This window comes from Streptomyces sp. NPDC002845 (assembly GCF_053591955.1).
In genome coordinates, this window is sequence record NZ_JBSFUU010000025.1 from 86,257 (window position 1) to 106,664 (window position 20,408).

Annotated in this window: 20 protein-coding genes, 1 pseudogene and 1 riboswitch; of the genes and pseudogenes, 15 read left to right on the forward strand and 6 right to left on the reverse strand. The window is 71.3% G+C overall.

Annotated elements, in window-relative coordinates; genetic code table 11:
• The first annotated feature begins 78 nt into the window (after positions 1 to 78).
• Positions 79 to 238: riboswitch (cyclic di-AMP (ydaO/yuaA leader) on the forward strand.
• A 4-nt stretch (positions 239 to 242) separates the two neighbouring features.
• The 3 genes and pseudogenes from ACWD3C_RS20005 (at position 243) to ACWD3C_RS20015 (ending at position 2,547) form a co-directional block, all read left to right on the forward strand.
• Complete coding sequence (locus tag ACWD3C_RS20005) at positions 243 to 1,259, forward strand: M23 family metallopeptidase (protein WP_451145620.1); 1,017 nt, start codon at positions 243 to 245, stop codon at positions 1,257 to 1,259.
• Positions 1,260 to 1,425: 166 nt separating this feature from the next.
• Positions 1,426 to 1,620, forward strand: a pseudogene (locus ACWD3C_RS20010) (DUF6250 domain-containing protein); the annotation flags it as partial.
• Positions 1,621 to 1,761: 141 nt separating this feature from the next.
• On the forward strand, positions 1,762 to 2,547 hold the full coding sequence (locus tag ACWD3C_RS20015; RefSeq protein ID WP_451145622.1) for an SGNH/GDSL hydrolase family protein: 786 nt from the start codon (positions 1,762 to 1,764) through the stop codon (positions 2,545 to 2,547).
• Between the two features lie 297 nt (positions 2,548 to 2,844).
• Here ACWD3C_RS20015 and ACWD3C_RS20020 read toward each other — a convergent pair whose 3' ends face one another.
• Together ACWD3C_RS20020 and ACWD3C_RS20025 are read right to left on the reverse strand one after the other, a co-directional pair.
• Positions 2,845 to 3,477: a TetR/AcrR family transcriptional regulator gene (locus tag ACWD3C_RS20020; protein WP_451145624.1), complete on the reverse strand. Its 633-nt coding sequence runs from the start codon at positions 3,475 to 3,477 to the stop codon at positions 2,845 to 2,847.
• A 43-nt stretch (positions 3,478 to 3,520) separates the two neighbouring features.
• The gene (locus ACWD3C_RS20025; RefSeq protein ID WP_451145626.1) at positions 3,521 to 4,699 is read right to left on the reverse strand and encodes a Glu/Leu/Phe/Val dehydrogenase dimerization domain-containing protein; all 1,179 of its coding nucleotides are present in this window, start codon (positions 4,697 to 4,699) and stop codon (positions 3,521 to 3,523) included.
• Between the two features lie 140 nt (positions 4,700 to 4,839).
• Between ACWD3C_RS20025 and ACWD3C_RS20030 the strand changes: the two genes are divergently transcribed.
• The 6 genes from ACWD3C_RS20030 (at position 4,840) to ACWD3C_RS20055 (ending at position 10,442) form a co-directional block, all read left to right on the forward strand.
• Positions 4,840 to 6,063, forward strand: coding sequence for an MBL fold metallo-hydrolase (locus ACWD3C_RS20030; RefSeq protein ID WP_451145628.1), 1,224 nt, complete (start codon positions 4,840 to 4,842; stop codon positions 6,061 to 6,063).
• Positions 6,064 to 6,626: 563 nt separating this feature from the next.
• Positions 6,627 to 8,393, forward strand: coding sequence for an ATP-binding protein (locus tag ACWD3C_RS20035; RefSeq protein ID WP_451145630.1), 1,767 nt, complete (start codon positions 6,627 to 6,629; stop codon positions 8,391 to 8,393).
• Positions 8,394 to 8,449: 56 nt separating this feature from the next.
• Positions 8,450 to 8,884 carry a roadblock/LC7 domain-containing protein gene (locus ACWD3C_RS20040; RefSeq protein ID WP_451145632.1) on the forward strand — a complete coding sequence of 145 codons (435 nt, stop codon included), beginning with the start codon at positions 8,450 to 8,452 and terminating at the stop codon, positions 8,882 to 8,884.
• Between the two features lie 2 nt (positions 8,885 to 8,886).
• Complete coding sequence (locus tag ACWD3C_RS20045; protein WP_451145634.1) at positions 8,887 to 9,258, forward strand: DUF742 domain-containing protein; 372 nt, start codon at positions 8,887 to 8,889, stop codon at positions 9,256 to 9,258.
• Positions 9,236 to 9,835, forward strand: coding sequence for a GTP-binding protein (locus ACWD3C_RS20050; protein WP_451145636.1), 600 nt, complete (start codon positions 9,236 to 9,238; stop codon positions 9,833 to 9,835). Before ACWD3C_RS20045 ends, ACWD3C_RS20050 begins: the two co-directional genes overlap by 23 nt.
• A 28-nt stretch (positions 9,836 to 9,863) precedes the next feature.
• Entirely contained in the window at positions 9,864 to 10,442 is a 579-nt protein-coding gene (locus ACWD3C_RS20055) for a GAF domain-containing protein (protein WP_451145638.1), read from the forward strand.
• A gap of 113 nt (positions 10,443 to 10,555) precedes the next feature.
• On the opposite strand, the gene ACWD3C_RS20060 is transcribed toward ACWD3C_RS20055, so the two are convergent.
• Complete coding sequence (locus ACWD3C_RS20060; protein ID WP_451145640.1) at positions 10,556 to 12,442, reverse strand: DUF2264 domain-containing protein; 1,887 nt, start codon at positions 12,440 to 12,442, stop codon at positions 10,556 to 10,558.
• Between the two features lie 382 nt (positions 12,443 to 12,824).
• Between ACWD3C_RS20060 and tdh the strand changes: the two genes are divergently transcribed.
• The 5 genes from tdh (at position 12,825) to ACWD3C_RS20085 (ending at position 17,202) form a co-directional block, all read left to right on the forward strand.
• Complete coding sequence (gene tdh, locus ACWD3C_RS20065; protein WP_451145642.1) at positions 12,825 to 13,853, forward strand: L-threonine 3-dehydrogenase; 1,029 nt, start codon at positions 12,825 to 12,827, stop codon at positions 13,851 to 13,853.
• Between the two features lie 9 nt (positions 13,854 to 13,862).
• Positions 13,863 to 15,056 (forward strand): glycine C-acetyltransferase, encoded by a 1,194-nt coding sequence (locus tag ACWD3C_RS20070; RefSeq protein WP_451145688.1) that lies wholly within the window; start codon positions 13,863 to 13,865, stop codon positions 15,054 to 15,056.
• Positions 15,057 to 15,092: 36 nt separating this feature from the next.
• On the forward strand, positions 15,093 to 15,998 hold the full coding sequence (locus ACWD3C_RS20075; protein WP_451145644.1) for a LysR family transcriptional regulator: 906 nt from the start codon (positions 15,093 to 15,095) through the stop codon (positions 15,996 to 15,998).
• Between the two features lie 62 nt (positions 15,999 to 16,060).
• A complete protein-coding gene (locus ACWD3C_RS20080) occupies positions 16,061 to 16,639 on the forward strand; it encodes a helix-turn-helix domain-containing protein (RefSeq protein ID WP_451145646.1) in 579 nt (192 codons plus the stop codon).
• Positions 16,636 to 17,202 carry an N-acetyltransferase family protein gene (locus ACWD3C_RS20085; RefSeq protein ID WP_451145648.1) on the forward strand — a complete coding sequence of 189 codons (567 nt, stop codon included), beginning with the start codon at positions 16,636 to 16,638 and terminating at the stop codon, positions 17,200 to 17,202. The genes ACWD3C_RS20080 and ACWD3C_RS20085 overlap by 4 nt, the downstream gene beginning before the upstream one ends.
• A gap of 218 nt (positions 17,203 to 17,420) precedes the next feature.
• On the opposite strand, the gene ACWD3C_RS20090 is transcribed toward ACWD3C_RS20085, so the two are convergent.
• Entirely contained in the window at positions 17,421 to 17,942 is a 522-nt protein-coding gene (locus ACWD3C_RS20090) for an ATP-binding protein (RefSeq protein ID WP_451145650.1), read from the reverse strand.
• Positions 17,943 to 18,127: 185 nt separating this feature from the next.
• Between ACWD3C_RS20090 and ACWD3C_RS20095 the strand changes: the two genes are divergently transcribed.
• Entirely contained in the window at positions 18,128 to 18,487 is a 360-nt protein-coding gene (locus ACWD3C_RS20095; protein WP_451145651.1) for an MmcQ/YjbR family DNA-binding protein, read from the forward strand.
• A gap of 61 nt (positions 18,488 to 18,548) precedes the next feature.
• Here the strand turns inward: ACWD3C_RS20095 and ACWD3C_RS20100 are convergent, their stop codons facing one another.
• A complete protein-coding gene (locus tag ACWD3C_RS20100; protein WP_451145653.1) occupies positions 18,549 to 19,460 on the reverse strand; it encodes a transketolase family protein in 912 nt (303 codons plus the stop codon).
• Positions 19,461 to 19,552: 92 nt separating this feature from the next.
• On the reverse strand, positions 19,553 to 20,203 hold the full coding sequence (locus tag ACWD3C_RS20105) for a transketolase (protein ID WP_451145690.1): 651 nt from the start codon (positions 20,201 to 20,203) through the stop codon (positions 19,553 to 19,555).
• Positions 20,204 to 20,408: the final 205 nt, after the last annotated feature.

Consider the following 20,408-nt stretch of genomic DNA (forward strand, 5'->3'; position numbering starts at 1 on the left):
TCCCAATGGTTGTCCCGAGTGGCACAAGTCGCTTACGTTCTGCCTCAATCCGGACGGACGCCCAATCCTGCCGCCGACCGGAGCCGCAGACCGACCCTGAACGGCAGGAGCGGGGGACCCACAGGTATGACGCCTGTTCCGGTCTCCGGAACGGCTAGGGGTTAAGTCGTGCGCAAGCACGGCCGGGCATCTCCAGTCCGCACCCGACAGCTCACCTCGCAGGCGCCGGAGAGGAATTCGTCATGCCCGCGAAGGGTAAGCACCGCCGTCCGAAGTCCCAGCGTTTCACCCGCTCGATCGCCGTTGCCGGAACCGGCGGCGCCGCGCTCGCCCTTCCGCTGATCGGGGCCACCGGAGCCAATGCCGCCACTCCGGCGGCCGCGGTTTCCCAGAGCACGACCTCGGTTTCGCAGAAGGCCGCCACCGAGAAGTCGGCGACGCCCCGGAAGGCCGCGGAGAGCGCCGCCGAGAAGCCCGCCGCCACGAAGAAGGCGTCCACGCGGACCTATTCGGTGAGGGCCGGTGACTACCTCTCGAAGATCGCCGTGGAGCAGGACGTCAACGGCGGCTGGAAGAAGCTCTACTCGGACAACCGTGAGGCGATCGGCGCCGACCCGTCGCTGATCCACCCGGGCCTGAAGCTCACGCTCGGCGGCAAGGCCCCCTCCACTGGCGGTGGCGCGCCGACCGGGACCACCCGGTCGTCGAACACGTCGAGCGAGGCGAAGGCCGAGTCCAACGCCGGTTCCGAGGCCGAGGCCGAGTCCAAGGCCAAGTCCTCCTCGTCGGAGAAGGCCGAGGAGCCGACCTCCCCCACGTCGACCACTCAGACCGCCGACACCGTCGGCGCCTCGGGCTTCGGCCTCCCCCTTCAGGGAGCCACCGTGGGCACCGCCTACAAGACCGCGGGCAGCATGTGGTCCAGCGGTTACCACACCGGCGTCGACTTCGCGGCCCCGACCGGCACCAGCCTGAAGGCCGTCGGCGCGGGCGCCGTCGTCTCGGCGGGCTGGGGTGGCGCGTACGGCAATCAGGTCGTCATCAGGCTCGCCGACGGCTACTACGCCCAGTACGCCCACCTGTCCTCGATCTCCGTCTCGGCGGGCCAGTCCGTGTCCGCGGGCCAGCAGGTCGGCCTCTCCGGCGCGACCGGCAACGTCACCGGGCCGCACCTGCACTTCGAGATCCGTACGACCCCGGACTACGGCTCCGACCTCGACCCGCTGGCGTACCTGCGGTCGAAGGGCGTCACCATCTGACGTTCACCTCGCTCCGAAGGCCGGACCCCACGATCCCCGGGGTCCGGCCTTCGGCGTTTCCGCGTGGCCCCGAGGGGTGGAAGAGGGAAGGAGCGCGGACAAGTCCGGGCCGATCCTTGGGCAGAGCCCGTATGCGGCGCCACTGGCTGTGACGCATGTGCCGACAACCGAGCCGTTGCTCGTCGCGAACGAGCCGCACCGCGTCCGGATCGTCTCGGACGGCTCGACCGTCCAGTGGTGGAACAACGGACGGCTGGTCTTCGACCACGTGGACCAGGAGCCTTGCACGAGTGGGCACTTCGCCTTCCGGACGGTGTGGAGCCATTTCCGGATCACGGGCTTCCGGGTCTGGCGCAGTTGACGGCCGTATTCCAAGTTGGCCAAGACTTGACGAGTGGCCTATCTCACCGCGCGTCAACCCTTTCCTACGGTCGCGTAGCTCACACCCAAAGGTGAATCATGTTCCGATGTGGCAGACGATTCGAAGAATGACAGCAGATCAGTGATCGGGTCGTACGTGGCGGTGGGGGACAGCTTCACCGAGGGCGTCGGCGACCCCGGCCCCGACGGGGCGTTCGTCGGCTGGGCCGACCGGTTCGCGGTGCTCCTCGCCGACCGGCGGCCCGAGGGCGACTTCGACTACACCAACCTCGCCGTGCGCGGGAAACTGCTCGACCAAGTCGTCGAGGACCAACTCTCGAAAGCCAAGGAGCTCGCACCGGACCTGGTCTCCTTCTGCGCGGGCGGCAACGACATCATCCGGCCGGGCACCGACCCCGACGAGGTCGCCGAGCGCTTCGAACGCGCGGTCGCCGATCTCACCTCGTCCGTCGGCACCGTCATGGTGACCACCGGCTTCGACACCCGTGGCGTACCCGTGCTGAAGCATCTGCGCGGCAAGATCGCCACGTACAACCTGCATGTGCGCGCCATCGCCGACCGGTACGGCTGTCCCGTACTGGACCTGTGGTCGCTGAAGACCATCCAGGACCGGCGTGCCTGGGACGACGACCGGCTGCACCTGTCGCCCGAGGGGCACACACGCGTGGCGCTGCGGGCCGGCCAGCTGCTCGGCCTGGACGTCCCCGCCGACCCGGACCAGCCGTGGCCTCCGCTGCCGCCGCGCGGGACCCTGGAGGTCCGCCGCGACGACATCCACTGGGCGCGCGAGTACCTCGCGCCGTGGATCGGGCGGCGGCTGCGCGGGGAGTCCTCCGGGGACCGTGTGGTGGCGAAGGGACACCTGTCCCCGGACGACATCAAGACGAGGATCGGGGAAGCGGTCTGATCACCGCGGATGCGGTGAGGACCGGGTACTGCTCCGGTTCCGGCGACGCTGTGGGCGAAGCCGTTGCGAGGGAGTGTTCAGCCGGGGGAATGTGACGCTCTCCGCGAGAGGGCCACATTCGCCGGGGCCTGGCTGGCGAGCTGTGCGGCGGTAGGTTGTGCGCGCACTCATCAAGGTGCGGCATTCGCCCCGGTGTCGCCGGGCGGGGTGTGTCGCCGCTGCCGTCGGACGGGACCTGCGCACCGCATCGCCGCGCGCGAGGAGCCCGGCGGCGCCCTGCCTCCCCGGAGCGCCGCCTCAGCCCTTCGTGGCCGTTGCCGTCGCGGTCAACGCCTCGCGTTCCAGGCCCAGTTCCCGCGCGAGGGCCTCGTCGACCCACTCCAGGGCGCGTGACCGGGGGAGGGCGCCCTCGTATGCCGTCATCTGCACGGCGAGGCCGTCGAGGAGCGCGGTCAGGCGCAGGGCCGTGGCCGCGGGGTCGGCGCAGCGGAACTCGTCGGCGGCGGCGCCCTCCGCGATGACGTCGGTGATCGCGGCCTTCCACCGCCGGTCGAGGTCGCGTGTGACCTCCCGCAGGGCGGGCTCGCGCAGGGCCGCCGCCCAGCCCTCGATCCACAGCCGCCAGCCCTTGGCCTGCCCGGTCGGCGCGTACCAGCGCACGGCCGCCCGCAGCCGCTTGAGGGCCGACGTACGGCGACCGAGCAGCTTGCGCAGATGGGCGAGATCGTCCTCCGCCGCGTATGTGAACGCCTCGGCGACCAGCTTCTCCTTGGTCGAGAAGTGGTACAGCACCAGCGCGTTGCTCACGCCGAGCGACGAGGCCACGTCGGCGATCCGCACCGCCGCCACACCCCGCGCCTCGATCTGCTCGATGGCGGCCCGCAGCAACTCCTCACGCCGCTCCGCCACGCTCAACCGCACTCTGGCCACGTGACAACCCTAATGCGCTGCCGAAAAACGGCATGGCCGGCCGTCACCCGTACCGGCCGAACCGCTCGGCGATGACCGGCAGCCGGTCGGCGACGATCGCGTGCGCGGCGGCGCGCGGTGTCGTCCCGTCGGACTCCGCACGCGACAGCATCAGGTCGACGAGGGCGCGCATGGAGCGACGGGTGTATGCGAACGCCTCATCCGCGTCCGGGCCGATGTCGCCGAACAGGGTCCACCACCACCAGGCGTTGGTCCCGGAGTTGACGACGACGTCCGGCAGGACGGTGATCCCGCGCGCGTGTAGCTGTTCCTCCGCCTCCGGCAGGACGGGCATGTTGGCCGCCTCGGCGATCCAACGCGCCCTGATGTCCCGCTGGTTGCCGGTGTCGATCGCGTACGAGACCGCCGCGGGCACCAGCACCTCCGCGTCGGCGGACAGCCAGGCCTCGCCCGGCAGTTCGAGGTCGGCCGGGCGGAGCGCGGACCGGTCGACGGTGCCGTACGCGTCACGGGCGGCGAGCAGTGCCTCGACGTCCAGGCCGTCCGGGTTGGCGATCGTGCCCTTGATGTCGGCGACGGCCACGATCGTGAGCCCCGCGCGCGCGAGGAAGCGTGCCGTGGCCCCGCCCATGGTGCCCAGGCCCTGCACGGAGACCCGTGTTCCGGCGTACGGGACCCGGGCCCGGTCCAGGGCGGCGAGCACCGACTCGGCGACACCACGGCCGCCGGCCAGCTCGTCGAGCCCGATGCCGTCCACCTCGACCGCGAAGGCGTCCGCGAGCCGCCGCCGGGCCGCGGCCTCGTCGTCGAGCAGGGGGTACACGGCCTGGACCGGCGAGACGAGCCCCGCCTCGGCGGCGGCCCGGTCCAGCAGGTTCTGGCTGAGGCCGAGGTCCTCGCCGGTGGTCCAGAAGCTCTCGATGTACGGGCGCATCGCGCGCAGGTAGCGCACCAGCAGTCCGTACGCCTCCGGGTCCCGGGGGTCGCAGTCGATGCCGCCCTTGGCGCCGCCCAGGGGGATGTATCTGCCCCGGGGGTTGTAGTGCAGCGCCTCCTTCATGGTCATGCCCCGGGCGAGCCCGGTGACCTCCTCCAGGGTGCAGCCCGCCCGCATCCGCAGCCCGCCGCTGGCCACACCACGCACCAGGCGGTCGACGACGAGGTGGCCGCACCTGCCGGTGACGTGGTCGGTCCAGGTCAGGGCCAGCAAGGGGGCGGTCATCGAGGTCTCCTCAGGGAGATGTGAGCAGAGCCGTAACTGAATCGCGGGTCAGTATGGCATCGCTCTGGGGCCCCGCGGCCCCGTGTTGTCACAGGGGCGGACCATAATGGAATGCCTCATCGACTCCACCTGGAGGTGCCGTGTCCGGTTTCCGTTCCCCGAGCTCCGGGCTCCGCGCTCTGCGGCCCGCCTCCTTCGGCGCGGATCCGTCCGGCGCGCGTCTGGAGCGCATCCGCAGATCGCCGAACTTCGCAGGCGGTGTCTTCGTGAACCCGGAGGGCACGCGTGTCCGCCCCTCCGGCGGTTCCTCCCTGGAGATGGCGAAGGCGTTCTTCCGCAAGGAGGAGCGCACCCTGCGCGCACCGACCGGCCCGGTCCCGCTGCACGCCACGACCCTCGCCGACCTGGCCAAGCCCCCGGCGAGCCGGCTGCGGCTCACCTGGATGGGGCACTCCAGCGTGCTCGCCGAGATCGACGGGCACCGGGTGCTCTTCGACCCCGTCTGGGGCGAGCGCTGTTCGCCGTTCAACTTCGCCGGACCCAAGCGGCTGCACCCGGTCCCGGTGCCGCTGGCCGCGCTCGGCCCGGTCGACGTCGTCGTCATCTCGCACGACCACTACGACCACCTCGACCTGCCCACGATCAAGACCCTGGCCGGCTCGGACACCCTCTTCGCGGTGCCCCTCGGCGTCGGCGCCCACCTGGAACACTGGGGCGTGTCCGAGGACCGGATCCGGGAGCTCGACTGGAACGAGTCGACCCGGGTCGGCGGCCTCACCCTGACCGCCACACCCGCCCGGCACTTCTGCGGCCGGGGCCTGCGCAACCCCCAGCACACCCTGTGGGCCTCGTGGGCCGTCGCGGGCCAGGAGCACCGGATCTACCACAGCGGGGACACCGGCTACTTCAAGGGCTTCGCGGACATAGGCGCCGAGCACGGCCCGTTCGACGCCACGATGATCCAGATCGGCGCGTACAGCGAGTTCTGGCCCGACATCCATATGACGCCCGAGGAGGGCATGCGCGCCCACGTCGACCTCCAGGGCGGGCAGGCGGGCCACGGCCTGATGCTGCCGATCCACTGGGCCACGTTCAACCTGGCGCTGCACCCCTGGGCGGAGCCCGGCGAGGGCACGATCGCCGCCGCCCGCGCGGCCGGCTCGCGGATCGGCCTGCCCCGCCCCGGCGAGCCCTTCGAACCCACGGCCGAGACGGTCCCCGCCGAGCCCTGGTGGCGCGGTGTGGCCGAGGAGCCGAAGGGCGGTTGGCCCGTCGTCGAGGAGAGCGCCGGGGCCACGGCGGATGATCTCCGGAAGGAAGCTCCGGAAGACACCGGAGAGCCGGAAACGATCCCCGCAGGGTGAATTTCCGATCGAAATCGAGGGCCGAGGAGCATTTCGCTCCCCGGCCCTCTTCATTCATTTCCGGCAGCTTCTGGCCTCTTCTGACCAGCACTGATCGCAATCGGATTCTTGGGCGAACAGACGTTTGAGGATTATCGGCCTGTCGTACGAACCCTCATACCAGAGCGGGACGCTTTGTGGGGGAGTTTGTCAACTGCCCACCGCACATGATGCGTTGGCGACTACTGTGAGTGGCCGCCGGACGACGCAGGGCCGAATTCTTCGGCTCTCCCGACCGGCACGCGATGGCGCATGCCCGGGTCGCGCAGACGCGGGAGCCCCCACGCCCCCGACGGATCAGTACGAGGACACCGATGTCTCACCTTCGCGCACCGGCCGCACGCGCAGAACGCGCAGAACGCGCAGAACGCGCAGAACGCGCAGAACGCAGGGAACCGGCCGCACGCGCAGACCGCAGAGAAGGCGGGCGGCACGGGCGACCGGTCGCCCGTGCCGCCCCCTCGCCCGCCGAGAGCCCCATACGGTCGCAGCTGCTGCGCCTCGCGGTCCTGCCGCCCATCGCCGTGGCCCTCAGTGCCTGCGCGGCCGTGCTCTTCACCGTCCGCTCCACCGGAGCCCGACCCGGCCCCATCCTGTGGGCCGTGCTCGCGGGCGCCGTCGGCGTGGCCCTCGCGGGCATCGTGATCGCCGCCGTGGCGGCCAACCGCACCGCCCGGCAGGTACGCGACCGCCTCGACACCCTGCGCCGCAGCAGCGCCCGCGGCGAGGCCGACCTGCGGGCCCTCGTCGAGGCGCTCCGGCGCGGGGAGGGAGTTCCGGCCCGCACACCGCGCGCCAAGCCCGCCCCGGACGCCGATGACTTCGAGCTGCTCACCGCCGACCTCGCGCGCGCCCACGACAACGCCGTCGGCGCGGTCGTCCAGGCCTCGCAGCTGTCCAGCCACGCGGGCAACGAGCAGAAGGTCGAGGTCTTCGTCAACCTCGCGCGGCGCCTTCAGTCCCTCGTGCACCGGGAGATCTCGATCCTCGACGAGCTGGAGAACGAGATCGAGGACCCCGACCTGCTCAAGGGCCTCTTCCACGTCGACCACCTCGCCACCCGCATCCGCCGCCACGCCGAGAACCTCGCCGTCCTCGGCGGCGCCGTCTCCCGCCGCCAGTGGAGCAACCCCGTCTCCATGACCGAGGTGCTGCGCTCCGCGATCGCCGAGGTCGAGCAGTACTCGCGGGTCAAGCTGGTGCCGCCCATCGACGGCACCCTGCGCGGGCACGCCGTCGCCGACGTCATCCACCTGCTGGCCGAACTCGTCGAGAACGCCACGGTGTTCTCCGCCCCGCACACCCAGGTCCTGCTGCGCGCCAACCTCGTCACCTCCGGGCTCGCCGTAGAGGTCGAGGACCGCGGCCTCGGCATGCCCGTCGCCGAGCAGAACAAGATGAACGCCCTGCTCGCCGACCCCGACCAGGTGAACGTGGCGAGCCTGCTCCAGGACGGCCGCATCGGCCTGTTCGTGGTCTCGCAGCTCGCCCGGCGGCACGGCATCCACGTCCGGCTCCAGACCAATATCTACGGCGGCGTCCAGGCCGTACTCGTCGTGCCGCAGGGGCTGCTGGGCTCGGAGCCGGGCGCCCCCTCCGGGGATGTACCGCAGACGCGGCCGCAGCAGACGACCGGCGCACGGCAGCCGCCCGTGAGCCACCGTGCCCCGCAGCCCGCGCCGGCCGGTCAGGGCGCGGCGCACGCCGTACCCCGGCAGCAGGCCCCGGCCTCCGGCAGCGGCGGCCCGCTCCCCGTCCGCGGGACCCGCGAGGAGCGGCCCAACCCGGCGGACGCCCTGCCCGGCATCTGCCCCGACGACCGGCGGACCGTGGTGGAGAACGCCGCCATGCCGCCGACCCCGCGCACCGGCACGGTCCGGGGCACCATGGGCAAACCCCAACTGCCCCGGCGGCGCGCCCAGGAGCACATCGCACCCCAGCTCCGCGGCGGCCCCGCGTCCGTGCCCCGACCCGACCCCGACCAGCACGTCGGCCACGACCCGGGGCTGATGGCCGCCTTCCAGCGGGGCATCGGACTCGCCGAGGCCGCGGGCCCCAGGGACATGACGGCCTCCATGGGCGTATCCGCGATGGACGCGCCGCTGGACCTGTCGTCGGACCTGCCGTCGACGGCGACCCCCATAGCCGTACCGCCGTCCATGGAGGCGGCGCACATAGGCGACGCGTACACGACGCACTCGACGGCGTCCCGCGAAGCGCACGCGGCGCGCGAGACCGCGCCCGGACACGACCTCACCCCCCGGCACGACGGGAGCACCCCGACCGGATGATCACGCCCACCCCCTCCGCTCCCGCAGACCTTCGTACCCCAAGGAGTCGATCCACCATGGCGAGCGATGCGCCGACCGGCCATGTATCCGATCTCGACTGGCTGATGAGCGGCCTCGTGCAGCGCGTACCGCACACCACCAGCGCGGTGCTGCTGTCCTGCGACGGGCTCGTGAAGTCGGTCCACGGCCTCGACCCGGACAGCGCCGACCACATGGCGGCACTGGCCTCCGGCCTCTACTCCCTCGGACGCAGCGCGGGCGTCCGCTTCGGCGACGGCGGCGACGTACGCCAGGTCGTCGTCGAACTCGACTCGACACTGCTGTTCGTCTCGACCGCGGGCTCCGGCACCTGCCTGGCCGTGCTCGCCGGGCGCGAGGCGGACGCGGCGGTGCTCGGCTACGAGATGGCGATGCTGGTCAAGAGCGTCCGCCCCTACCTGATGACCGCCCCGAGGCAGGCCGCCGTCGAACCCTCGGCGATGAGGCCTTGAACGTGGCCGCGACCGGCGACGGTCCCCTGTTCGACGACGCGGCCGGTCGGCTGGTGCGCCCTTACACGGTCAGCAACGGCCGGACCAAGCCGACCGCCGCGCTCGATCTCCTGTCGCAGGTGATGGCCACCGGAGCCACCCCCCTCGGCTATCTCGGCCCCGAGCACGAGCAGGCACTCGAACTGTGCCGGGCCCCCATCTCGGTGGCCGAGATCGCCGCCCACCTCAGGCTGCCGGCGGCGGTCACCAAGGTGCTGCTGTCCGACCTGGTCGACTGCGGGGCCCTCACCACCAAACCCCCGACCTTCCACCACAACCCGACAGACCGGTCTCTTCTGGAGGCAGTGCTCGATGGACTACGACGACAGCTCTGACCCCTTTCCCACCGCGCTCAAAATCCTGGTGGCGGGCGGATTCGGAGTCGGCAAGACGACTTTCGTCGGCGCGGTGAGCGAGATCGCGCCGCTGAGCACGGAGGAGCTTCTCACCACGGTCAGCGCCGCGACCGACAACCTCGACGGCATCGAGAACAAGGTCGAGACGACCGTGGCGATGGACTTCGGCCGCATCACCCTCGACCAGGAACACGTGCTCTATCTGTTCGGCACCCCCGGGCAGCAGCGGTTCTGGTTCATGTGGGACGAGCTTTCCGAGGGCGCGCTCGGCGCCGTCATCCTCGCCGACACCCGCCGTCTGGAGGACTGCTTCGCGGCCGTCGACTTCTTCGAGCAGCGCGGCCTCGCCTTCATCGTCGCGATCAACGAGTTCGACGGTTCCTACCGCTACGACCCCGAGGAGGTGCGCGCGGCCATCGACCTGGACCCCGCGATCCCGGTCGTGCGCTGCGACGCCCGGATCTCCAGCTCCGGCGTACAGACCCTGCTCACCCTCGTACGGCACCTCCTCGCGCACACCCCCGCGCACGCCCCGAGCCACGGAGCCCACACATGACGTACGACATGAGCCGCGGAGCCCGGCCATGACCTACGACCCCCCGCGCCCGGCCGGCCGGCTGCTGCTGACCCCCGAGGACAAGGACGCCCCCGCGCGCGTGCGCCGGCTGCGCCGACTCGGCCTCGGTGAACACGCCGAACCGGCCTTCGACGCCTTCGCGGCCAGGCTCGCGGAGGTCGCCTCGGCACCGTACGCGATGGTCAACTTCATCGACGAGAACCGGCAGTTCTTCGCGGGGCTGCACACACGTGAGCGGGCCCGCTGGGGCGGTGGGGAGACCGCCGTGTTCGGGGCGGACCGCTATCTGGCCCGTGATCACGGCTTCTGCCCCCATGTGGTCGTCCGGCGCAAGGCCCTGGTACTCGAAGACGTCTCCGAATACCCGCGCTTCGCCGGCAACCCCATCGTCGACGACTACGGCATCCGCTCCTACCTGGGCGCCCCGCTCCTCGACCGCACGGGCATCGCCCTCGGTACCGTCGGCGTCGTCGACGTGGAGCCGCGCCCGTGGGGGAGGGCCGGCCTGGAGACCATCAAGGCGATGGCGGCGGAGCTGGGGGAGCAGATCGGGCGGCGGGAGGACGGGGGGTATGCGGGTATCTGACGGGTACGGGTGCACGGGTATCTGACGGCTCGTCAACAGCCGTGTGTCTCCCGCTCATACGACTGCTGTATGACTGCTCGTACGCCTGCTTACACGCCTGCTCATACGCCTGCTCACACAACGACGGTGTCCCCTTCGGGGAACGTGATCCGCACCTCCTCGCCGGCCACCTCGCACCGCACCGACTCACGCAACGCCTGCGGATGCACGGTGTCCCGGGTCAGCGCCAGCAGCGTGACGAAGACACCGCCGCCGCCCGGCGGACCGGCGGCGCACCGCAGATACGGTGTCGCCGAGTGCGGGCCGAAGGCGTTGGCCTCGGCCTCGCGTGCGATGCCCGTGTCCGTGTCCCAGCCGTACAGGGCGACGACGGCACTGGTCAGCCCCTGCGGGGTCCGGGCGAGTGCCCAGCCGGTACCACGCTCGGCCGAGGGCCGGGCCTGCGCCGCGACCGCGTAGCCGCCCTCCCGGACCGCCGCCCCGGCCGGGGGCCGCAGCCGGTGCACCCGGATCTCCCACGGCCCGCGCAGCACGCTCGTCGTCTCCACCGGGAACTCCTCGTCGCTGCCTGGGAGTCGAGCCTCGTACTGGGACACCGCGACCTGCCCGGCGCAGCGCACCGGACGGATGCGGTGCCTGCGCGATGCGGCGCCGTCCGGTGTGAGGAGCGTCAACTGGCCGTCCACATTCCGCTTCTGGGCGTGCGAGCCCGCCTCCGGTGCCGTCGCCGTCGAATAGCCGAGCTTCACGAGATGCGGGTCCTCGTCGTCGGGGTCCCGCGGAGAGCTCCCGTGGTTGACCAGCCGGACGATGCCGTCGTGCCGTGTGCCGTGCAGCAGCCAGCCCGGTGCCGGGAGGGCGGTGTACTGGTCGGACTCCTCGACGGGCAGAGGCTGTTCGCGTTCCGTCCACGTCGGGTGGTCCGGAGGCAGCAGCAGCCCCAGGAACGCCGTGCTCGCCCAGTACGGCGAGGCGGGGCCCGAGGACGCCTCGGTCGAGGGCAGAAACGTTCCGTACCAGCCGAGCGGCAGCAGCCCCCGCTCGTCGGGCACCCCGCGCTCCACGAAGTGACGTACGGCACCGGAGGCGAGACGCCGGGCGAGGCCGGGCGCCAGCGGAGTGCAGCCCGCGAGGGCGCCCAGCCACACCGGCGCGGTAGCGGCGAACCGGTACGTCAGGGAGCGGCCGTGGTGCACGGGCGCGCCGTCCGCGCCGAAGAACTGCGGGTAGGACGCGAGGAACTGGGTGAGCCGCCCACGGTAGACCCGGGCCCGGCCGCCGTCGTCACGGCCCGCCATACGGGACCACAGCAGCGGGTACAGATGCAGGGCCCACGCGTTGTGGTAGTCGAACGCGCGGCCGCCGCCGTCGCTGTACCAGCCGTCGCCGACGTACCAGTCCTCGATGCGGTCGAGTCCGCTCTCGATGTCCTCTCGGCGGTGCGGCGCGCCGACCGAGGCCAGGAACTGTTCGGTGAGCACCTGGAACAGCCGCCGGTGGTCGTCCTCGGTACGGCGGCCCACGAAGCCCCACAGCCAGTCCACGATCCGCTCCTGGACCCCGGGCGCCAGCCGGTCCCAGATCCAGGGCCGCGTCTCGTGCAGCCCGATCGCGATCGCCGCCGCCTCGGCCATCTGCGGGGAGCGGTCGGTGAGTTCGGGCCAGGCCTCGTGGCTGTCCCGGTCCGTGCCCGTTGTCAGACCCCGCACGTAACGTTCGGTGAGACGTGGATCGATGGTGCCGCCGACCCGGCCGGCCCCCGCGATCCGGAAGGAGGCCAGCAGGAATGAGCGTGCGTAGCCTTCGAGGCCGTCCGCGACCACACCCGACGTCGAGCCGCGGCCGGGCAGACGGTACTGCGCGAAGCCGGGCGTCGCGTACGGGAAGAGCGCGGCCAGCAGCCGGTCGGCGAGCACCTCCCAATGAGCCCGGGTCCAGCCGGTGTACGGCGACAGGACTCGGTCGGCGGGCGGCAGGGCCATGTGCGGTGCGGGCAGCATGACGGGTTTCCGACTCCTTGGGGTGCGGGGACAGGTCGAAGGATGAATACGGGCAGGTCTGAAGGATGAATACGGTGAGCGGCCGTCATCCGATCAATGCGGAGCCGTTCAAGATCGTCGGTTTCCGGCCATGATGTGGGGGTGAGGGTGGGGATGAGGGTGTGAAGGAAAGCTGCGGCCGCGCTTAAGAAAACCTCGATGGACCCGGGGTGCCGTCGTACGGCAGATTCTCCTTCCGTCGGCACCGGGGCGCCGCAGCCGCTGACACAGCGCCCCCGCACGGATCGACTCGCCGTGCGCTGTCGCCACTTCACTCCCTGTCCCGGCGCGGGCCTCCTTCGGCATGCCCCGCTCCGGGACCTCACCCTCAGGAGCCGTAGCGTTGAAGGCGCTGGTCAAGGAGAAGGCGGAGCCCGGCCTGTGGCTCGCGGACGTCCCGGAGCCGGAGACCGGCCCCGGCGACGTACTGATCAAGGTCCTCAGAACCGGGATCTGCGGCACCGATCTGCACATCCACGGCTGGGACGGCTGGGCGCGGCAGGCGATCCGCACCCCGCTCGTGATCGGTCACGAATTCGTCGGCGAGGTCGTCGAGACCGGCCGCGATGTCACCGATATCAAGGCCGGCGACCGGGTCAGCGGTGAGGGCCACCTGGTGTGCGGCAAGTGCCGCAACTGCCTCGCCGGACGGCGCCACCTGTGCCGTGCCACGGTCGGCCTCGGCGTCGGCCGCGACGGAGCGTTCGCCGAGTACGTGGCCCTGCCCGCCGCCAACGTGTGGGTGCACCGCGTCCCCGTCGACCTCGACGTCGCCGCGATCTTCGACCCGTTCGGCAACGCGGTGCACACGGCCCTGTCGTTCCCGCTGGTCGGCGAGGACGTCCTCATCACCGGCGCCGGCCCGATCGGCCTGATGGCCGCCGCCGTGGCCCGGCACGCGGGCGCCCGCAACGTCGTCGTCACCGACGTCAGCGAGGAGCGCCTGGAGCTGGCCCGCAAGATCGGCGTGAGCCTGGCGCTGAACGTGTCGCGGACGTCCATCGCCGACGGTCAGCGCGTACTCGGCCTGCGCGAGGGCTTCGACATCGGCCTGGAGATGTCGGGCCGCCCCGAGGCGATGCGCGACATGATCGCCAACATGACCCACGGCGGCCGGATCGCCATGCTCGGCCTGCCCGCCCAGGAGTTCCCGGTCGACTGGGCCCGGATCGTCACCTCCATGATCACTATCAAGGGCATCTACGGCCGGGAGATGTTCGAGACGTGGTACGCGATGTCGGTGCTGCTGGAGGGCGGCCTCGACCTCGCACCGGTGATCACCGGACGCTATGGCCACCGCGACTTCGAGGCGGCGTTCGCGGACGCGGCGAGCGGGCGCGGCGGCAAGGTAATCCTGGACTGGACCCGATAAGGACTGATGATGTTCGACTCCGTGCGCGACGACCTGCGCGCCACCCTCGACGAGATCCGCGCCGCCGGCCTGCACAAGCCCGAGCGGGTCATCGGCACCCCGCAGTCCGCGACGGTGAACGTGACCGCGGGCGGCCGCCCCGGGGAGGTGCTCAACTTCTGCGCGAACAACTACCTCGGCCTCGCCGACCACCCCGAGGTGATCTCGGCCGCCCACGAGGCCCTGGACCGCTGGGGCTACGGCATGGCCTCGGTGCGGTTCATCTGCGGCACGCAGGAGGTGCACAAGGAGCTGGAGCGGCGGCTGTCGGCGTTCCTCGGCCAGGAGGACACGATCCTGTACTCCTCCTGCTTCGACGCGAACGGCGGTGTCTTCGAGACGCTGCTCGGCGCGGAGGACGCGGTCATCTCCGATGCGCTCAACCACGCCTCGATCATCGACGGCATCCGCCTGTCCAAGGCCCGCCGGTTCCGGTACGCCAACCGTGATCTGGCGGACCTGGAGCGGCAGTTGAAGGAGGCGTCCAGTGCGCGCAGGAAGCTGATCGTCACGGACGGCGTCTTCTCCATGGACGGCTATGTGGCTCCGCTCCGCGAGATCTGCGACCTCGCCGACCGCTACGACGCCATGGTCATGGTCGACGACTCGCACGCCGTCGGCTTCGTCGGCCCCGGCGGCCGCGGTACGCCTGAGCTGCACGGCGTCATGGACCGCGTCGACATCATCACGGGCACCCTCGGCAAGGCGCTCGGCGGCGCCTCCGGCGGTTACGTGGCCGCCCGCGCCGAGATCGTCGCCCTGCTGCGCCAGCGGTCACGGCCGTACCTCTTCTCGAACACGCTCGCCCCGGTGATCGCGGCCGCTTCCCTGAAGGTGCTCGATCTGCTGGAGGCGGCGGGCGACCTGCGCGAGCGGCTCGCCGAGAACACGGCCCTGTTCCGGCGCCGGATGACGGAGGAGGGCTTCGACCTCCTGCCCGGCGACCACGCCATCGTGCCCGTGATGATCGGCGACGCGGCGAAGGCGGGACGGATGGCCGAGCTGCTCCTGGAGCGCGGCGTGTACGTGGTCGGCTTCTCGTACCCGGTCGTGCCGCAGGGCCGGGCCCGCATCCGTGTGCAACTGTCCGCCGCACACTCGACGGACGACGTGAACCGCGCGGTGGACGCGTTCGTGGCGGCGCGGGCGGAGCTGGACGCCTGAGCAGGAGGAATCCGGCGATTTGAGAGAATCGATCTCATGATCGAAGCGCGGCGGCTCCACATCCTCCGTGCGGTGGCCGACCACCGCACGGTGACGGCGGCTGCCGCCGCGCTCTACCTCACGCCCTCGGCGGTCTCCCAGCAGCTGACCGCCCTGGAGCAGGAGACCGGTCACCGACTCGTCGAGCGCGGCGCGAAAGGCGTACGACTGACGCCCGCCGGCGAGATCCTGCTCGCCCACACCCACGCGGTCCTCGCCCAACTGGAGCGCGCCGAGGCCGAATTGGCGGCGTACAGCTCGGGCTCGGCCGGCACGGTCACCGTCGCCTCCTTCGCGACCGGGATCGGCCTGGTTGTGGCCCCGGCGCTGGCCCGCCTCGCCGGCACGGCCCCCGGTATCCGCGTCCGTGTCCAGGACGCCGAGGGCGACGCCAGTCTCCCCATGGTGCTGGACCGGCAGGTCGACATCGCGGTCGCCGTCGAGTATCGGGGCGCCCCCGACGCGGACGACCCGCGCCTCACGCACATCCCGCTGTACGCCGAGCCCTTCGACGCGGTCGTCCCGGTCACGCACCGGCTCGCCGACGCGGCCGAGGTCCCGCTCGCCGAGCTGGCCAAGGACCCGTGGATCGGCCCGTACCCCGGCAACCCCTGCCACGACGTGGTGGTCCTGGCCTGCGAGAACGCCGGGTTCCGGCCCCGCCTCGAACACTCCTCCGACGACTTCCGAGCGGTTGTCGCCCTGGCCTCGGCCGACGCGGGCGTCGCCCTCGTGCCCCGCTCCGCCCTGCGCGGCATGGACCTCACCGGCGTCGTCGTACGCCCTGTCGACAGCACCGCCCCCACGCGCCGGGTCTTCGCCGCCGTACGCCGTGGCGCGGAGGGCCATCCCCTGATCCATCCGGTGCTGGATGCGCTGGGTGAGGCGGCGGCGGTGGACTGAGGGGGCGGCGGTGGACTGAAGGGTCTCGACGGGTATCCCGAATCTGGGATATGGTCTCGAATATGGGAAGCGATCAAGATCCGTCGACCGGCGTGGACGCCCGCCTCGCCGCCCGCCTGGCCGAGCTGCGGGCCGAACACGGCTGGTCCCTGGGGGAGTTGGCGGAGCGGAGCGGGGTGAGCCGGTCGACCCTGTCCCGGGCCGAGCGCGTGGAGATCAGCCCCACGGCCGCGCTCCTCAACCGCCTCTGCCATGTGTACGGGCGCACGATGTCCCAGCTCCTCAGCGAGGTCGAGGCCGAACCCGTCACGGTCGTCCGCGCGGCCGACCAGGCCGTCTGGGAGGACAGGGCCTCCGGATTCGTACGGCGGTCCGTGTCGCCGCCGCATCCGGGGCTGCGCGGCGAACTGGTCGAGGGGCGGCTCGCCGCGGACGCAGACATCGCGTACGACCGGCCGCCCGTCCCCGGCCTCGAACAGCACATCTGGGTCCTCGACGGGACCCTCGACGTCACCGCCCAGGACGTGGAGCACCGGCTGACGGCCGGGGACTGCCTGCGACTGCGCGTCTGGGGCGCGACGCGGTTCCGCTGCCCCGGGCCTGAGGACGTGCGGTACGCGCTGGTGGTGGTGCTGCCATGACCGTGATCTCCCGGCTCGACGGAACCGAACTGCTCGCGCGCGCCGATGAGCTGGCCGACCTGCTGACCGACACCGTGCACGGCGGAGCCTCGATCGGCTTCCTCGCGCCCCTCGACCACGCGGCGGCCGTCGCCTGGTGGAAGGGGCGCGCGGCAGCCGTGTCCGCCGGTGAACTCGCCGTGTGGGTCGCGCGCGACGGAGACCGGGTGCTCGGAACCGTGAGCCTCGCCTTCCCCGACAAGCCCAACAGCCGCCACCGCGCCGAGCTGGTGAAGCTGATGGTCCACCGGGACGGCCGCGGGCAGGGCCTCGGCCGGACGCTCCTGACGACCGCCGAGCGCGCCGCCGCGGACGTGGGCGTCACCCTGCTCCACCTCGACACTGAGACGGACAGCCCGGCCGAGTCCCTCTACCGTTCCGCGGGTTGGACCTGGGTCGGGATGATCCCCGACTACGCGGCGAGCCCGGACGGGGTGTTGCGGCCGACGTCGCTCTACTACAAGCACGTGGGGGTGGCGGCTCCGGCCGCGGGTATTGCTGGGGCCGTGCCTCTGGCTGGGTGACGGTGGTGAGGGGCGGCGGAATTGGCCGGGCGATGCTCGGTGGTGGTGGGGGCGGCGGAGCTGAGCGGGCGATGCTCGGTGACGTGCGACTTTTCGGGGTAGATGACACCGCGGTGCTGGGCTGAGCTGGGCCCCTGGTTGAGCCTGTTCGCACTACTCGACACCGGAAGGTCGTTCTCTGTTGCCACCTGCGCCTGTTTTCGCGGGGCGGGCGGACCTCAACTCTTGACAGCCTGTGCGATCTGCAGGGCGGCCTGGGCGGGCGTGAGGTGCGTGGTGTCGACGACTTCGGCCTCGCCGTGTAGCCACGTGCGGGCCGCCTCGGCGTAGGGCTCGAGGTATTTGAGACGGAACGGGGAGGGGCCAAGAAGAGTGTCCCCCTCGATGCGCCCGCGGAGGGTGTCCTGGTCAGCGTGGAGGACGAAGTGCCGTACCGGAATGGCATGTTGGGCGAGGCCCGTGCTGATCTCGCGCCAGTACTGCTCGACCAGGACAGTCATGGGCATCACCAGAGTGCCGCCGGTGTAGTCGAGCACGCGGCGGGCGGTCTCGACTACGAGCGGCCGCCACGGCGGCCAGTGCTGGAAGTTGTCCGTCACGGGCAGCCCCGGCGTGATGTCCATGAGTGTCTCGCCGACCTTCTCGGCGTCGAACACCCGTGAATCCGGGATCAGCTGCTGCACGAGTGCACTGGTCGTCGTCTTGCCTGCGCCGTGGGTGCCGTTGAGCCATACGATCATGGGACCCGACGCTAGCGCTGTGCGGGCCGCGGGAACGGGCACAGCAGAAATCCGGTACGGCTTCGGCGTTTCTCAGGTGGTGTCAACCACCAAGATCAGGTGTCACCTATCTCGAAAAGTCGCATGACGGTGGGGCGGTGGCTCTGACCGGGCGATTGTCAGTGGCATTGGCTACGGTGCGTCTCATGCTGGATGCCGAACACGTACGCCGTATCGCCCTTTCCCTGCCGGACACGATGGAGAAGATCGCTTGGAGCATGCCCACGTTCCGGGTCTCCGGGAAGATGTTCGCCACGCTGCCCGAGGACGAGACGTCCATTGCCGTGCGCTGCCCAAAGGAGGAGCGCGACGAACTGGTCCTGGCCGAGCCCGGGAAGTTCTGGATCGCCGACCACGAGGCGGGCTTCGCCTGGGTACGGGTGCGGCTGGCGGCCTTGGAGGACGAGGCCGAACTCCGTGACGTTCTGGCCGACTCCTGGAGACAGGCCGCGCCGTCGCGGTTGCTGGAGGCGTACCCGGAACTGGGGGTTGCGGCGGCGGACTGAGGGGCGCGGAGGCGCGGGGGAGGGCGTGTGCCGGAGAGGCGGCGAGTGACGGGGCTCGGACTCAGGCGCACACGCCACCGGACAGGAACACGCCGATCCGCTCCCGCAGTGCCCCCGCGTCCAGCCCGTGCGCCGCCATGTGCTCCTCGACCCGCCCGTACCGTCGCAACTCCCGTCGCCCCACGCCGAGTCCGAGCACCCTGTGCGGCACATCGGCGAGCGCGTCGTTCGCGGCGGCCGTGGACGTGCCCGCCAGATATGGCTCGACGAGGACGACATCCGTGCCGGCCGCCTCTGTGGCGCGGCGCAGGGCGACGGCGTCGAAGGGCCGGACAGTGGTCGCGTACAGCACCGTGACGCCGAGGCCCTCCGTGGCCGCGAGCACACCGTCGAGCATCGGCCCGACGGCGACGACGACGCCGCGCCGCCCTTCCCGGACGGTGCGGAACCGTGCCCCGTCGACCGGGAGCCCTTGCACGTTCGACTGCACGGACAGCCGTACGTACACCTTGTCGTCGCCCGCGCCCACCGCACGCCGCAGCAGGGCCTCGGCCTCGTCGGGGTGCCCCGGAACGTGCACGGTCCAGCCGTCGAGCGTGTCGAGCAGGGCCACGTCACCGGGCGCCATGTGCGTGTAACCGCCGGCGGGCCAGTCGAAGGAGGCGGCCGCGCTGACCAGCACCGCGCCCGCGTCCTGGTGCCCGAGGTCCAGCTTGACCTGCTCGAACGGCCGCTCGACCAGAAAGCTCGCGAAGGTGTGCAGCACGGGCCGCATCCCGGTCAACGCCAGACCCGCGCCCGCCCCGACGAGCAGTTGCTCACGGATACCGACGTTGATGACCCGGTCCGGGTGCCTTCGCGCAGCCTCCGCGAAGCCGTCCCTGCCGATCTCGGCGAGGACGACCGCGACCCGGGGATCCTCGTCGAGCAGCCGGGAGATGGCGGGGGCGAAACGGTCGCGCATGGTGTCCATGGGGGCAGTTCCCTTCAGAGGCGTAGAGCGGATCAAGGGCGTACGGACTGGATCAGGGGCGTACGAGGGGAGGCGTAGGACGTACGAGGCCATCAGGCGTACTTGGACTCGACGCGGGCGACGACCACGCGGGGCCGACCCGGATGAGGTGCGACGAAGGCGGCGTGCAGCGCCTCGTGATCACGGCCGTCGACCGTCTCCGCCGACCACCCCGCCGCCTCGAACCGCGCGGCGATACCGCCCGGCCGGGCGTGGCTGGCGGAGGAATTGTCGACCACGACGGTGTGCAGCCGGTCGAGGCCAACGGCACCGGCGTACGCGATCGCCTCGTGATTGCTGCCCTCGTCCAGCTCGGCGTCCCCGACCAGCACCCACACCGCCGGATCGTCCAGCCCCTGGGCCCGCAGCCCCAGCGCCGTGCCCACCGCGATCGGCAGCCCGTGCCCCAGCGACCCGCTGCCGATCTCGGCGCCCGGCACCAGCACACGATCCGGATGGTGGCCCAGGGGCGAGTCGTACGACCCGAAGCCCGCCAGCCAGTCCACGGGCACGAACCCCTTCGCGGCGAGCACCGCGTAGTACGCCATCGGCCCGTGCCCCTTGGACAACAGGAACCGGTCCCGCTCCGGATCCTCCATCCGCTCGGGCCCGACCTGCAGCACCCGGTCGTAGAGCACCCACAGGACGTCCAACGTGGATGTAGCGGCGGGCCCGTGCTTCTCGTCGCCCGTCATCCGGGCCATGAGCCGGGGCAGGTCCCTGTATCCGTATCCCTGTCCGCGTTCGAGTACGCGTTCGAGTGTGCGTCCGTGTTCGCGTGCGTGATCCGCTGTGATCGACATGTCCCTGATCGTGCAACCTCAATCAAGCTTGAGGTCAAGCGTCGCTCCTGGGCACCCGCCACCCCCGAATAAACGAGTGCGCGATCACCGGCCCGAGTGCGGTATT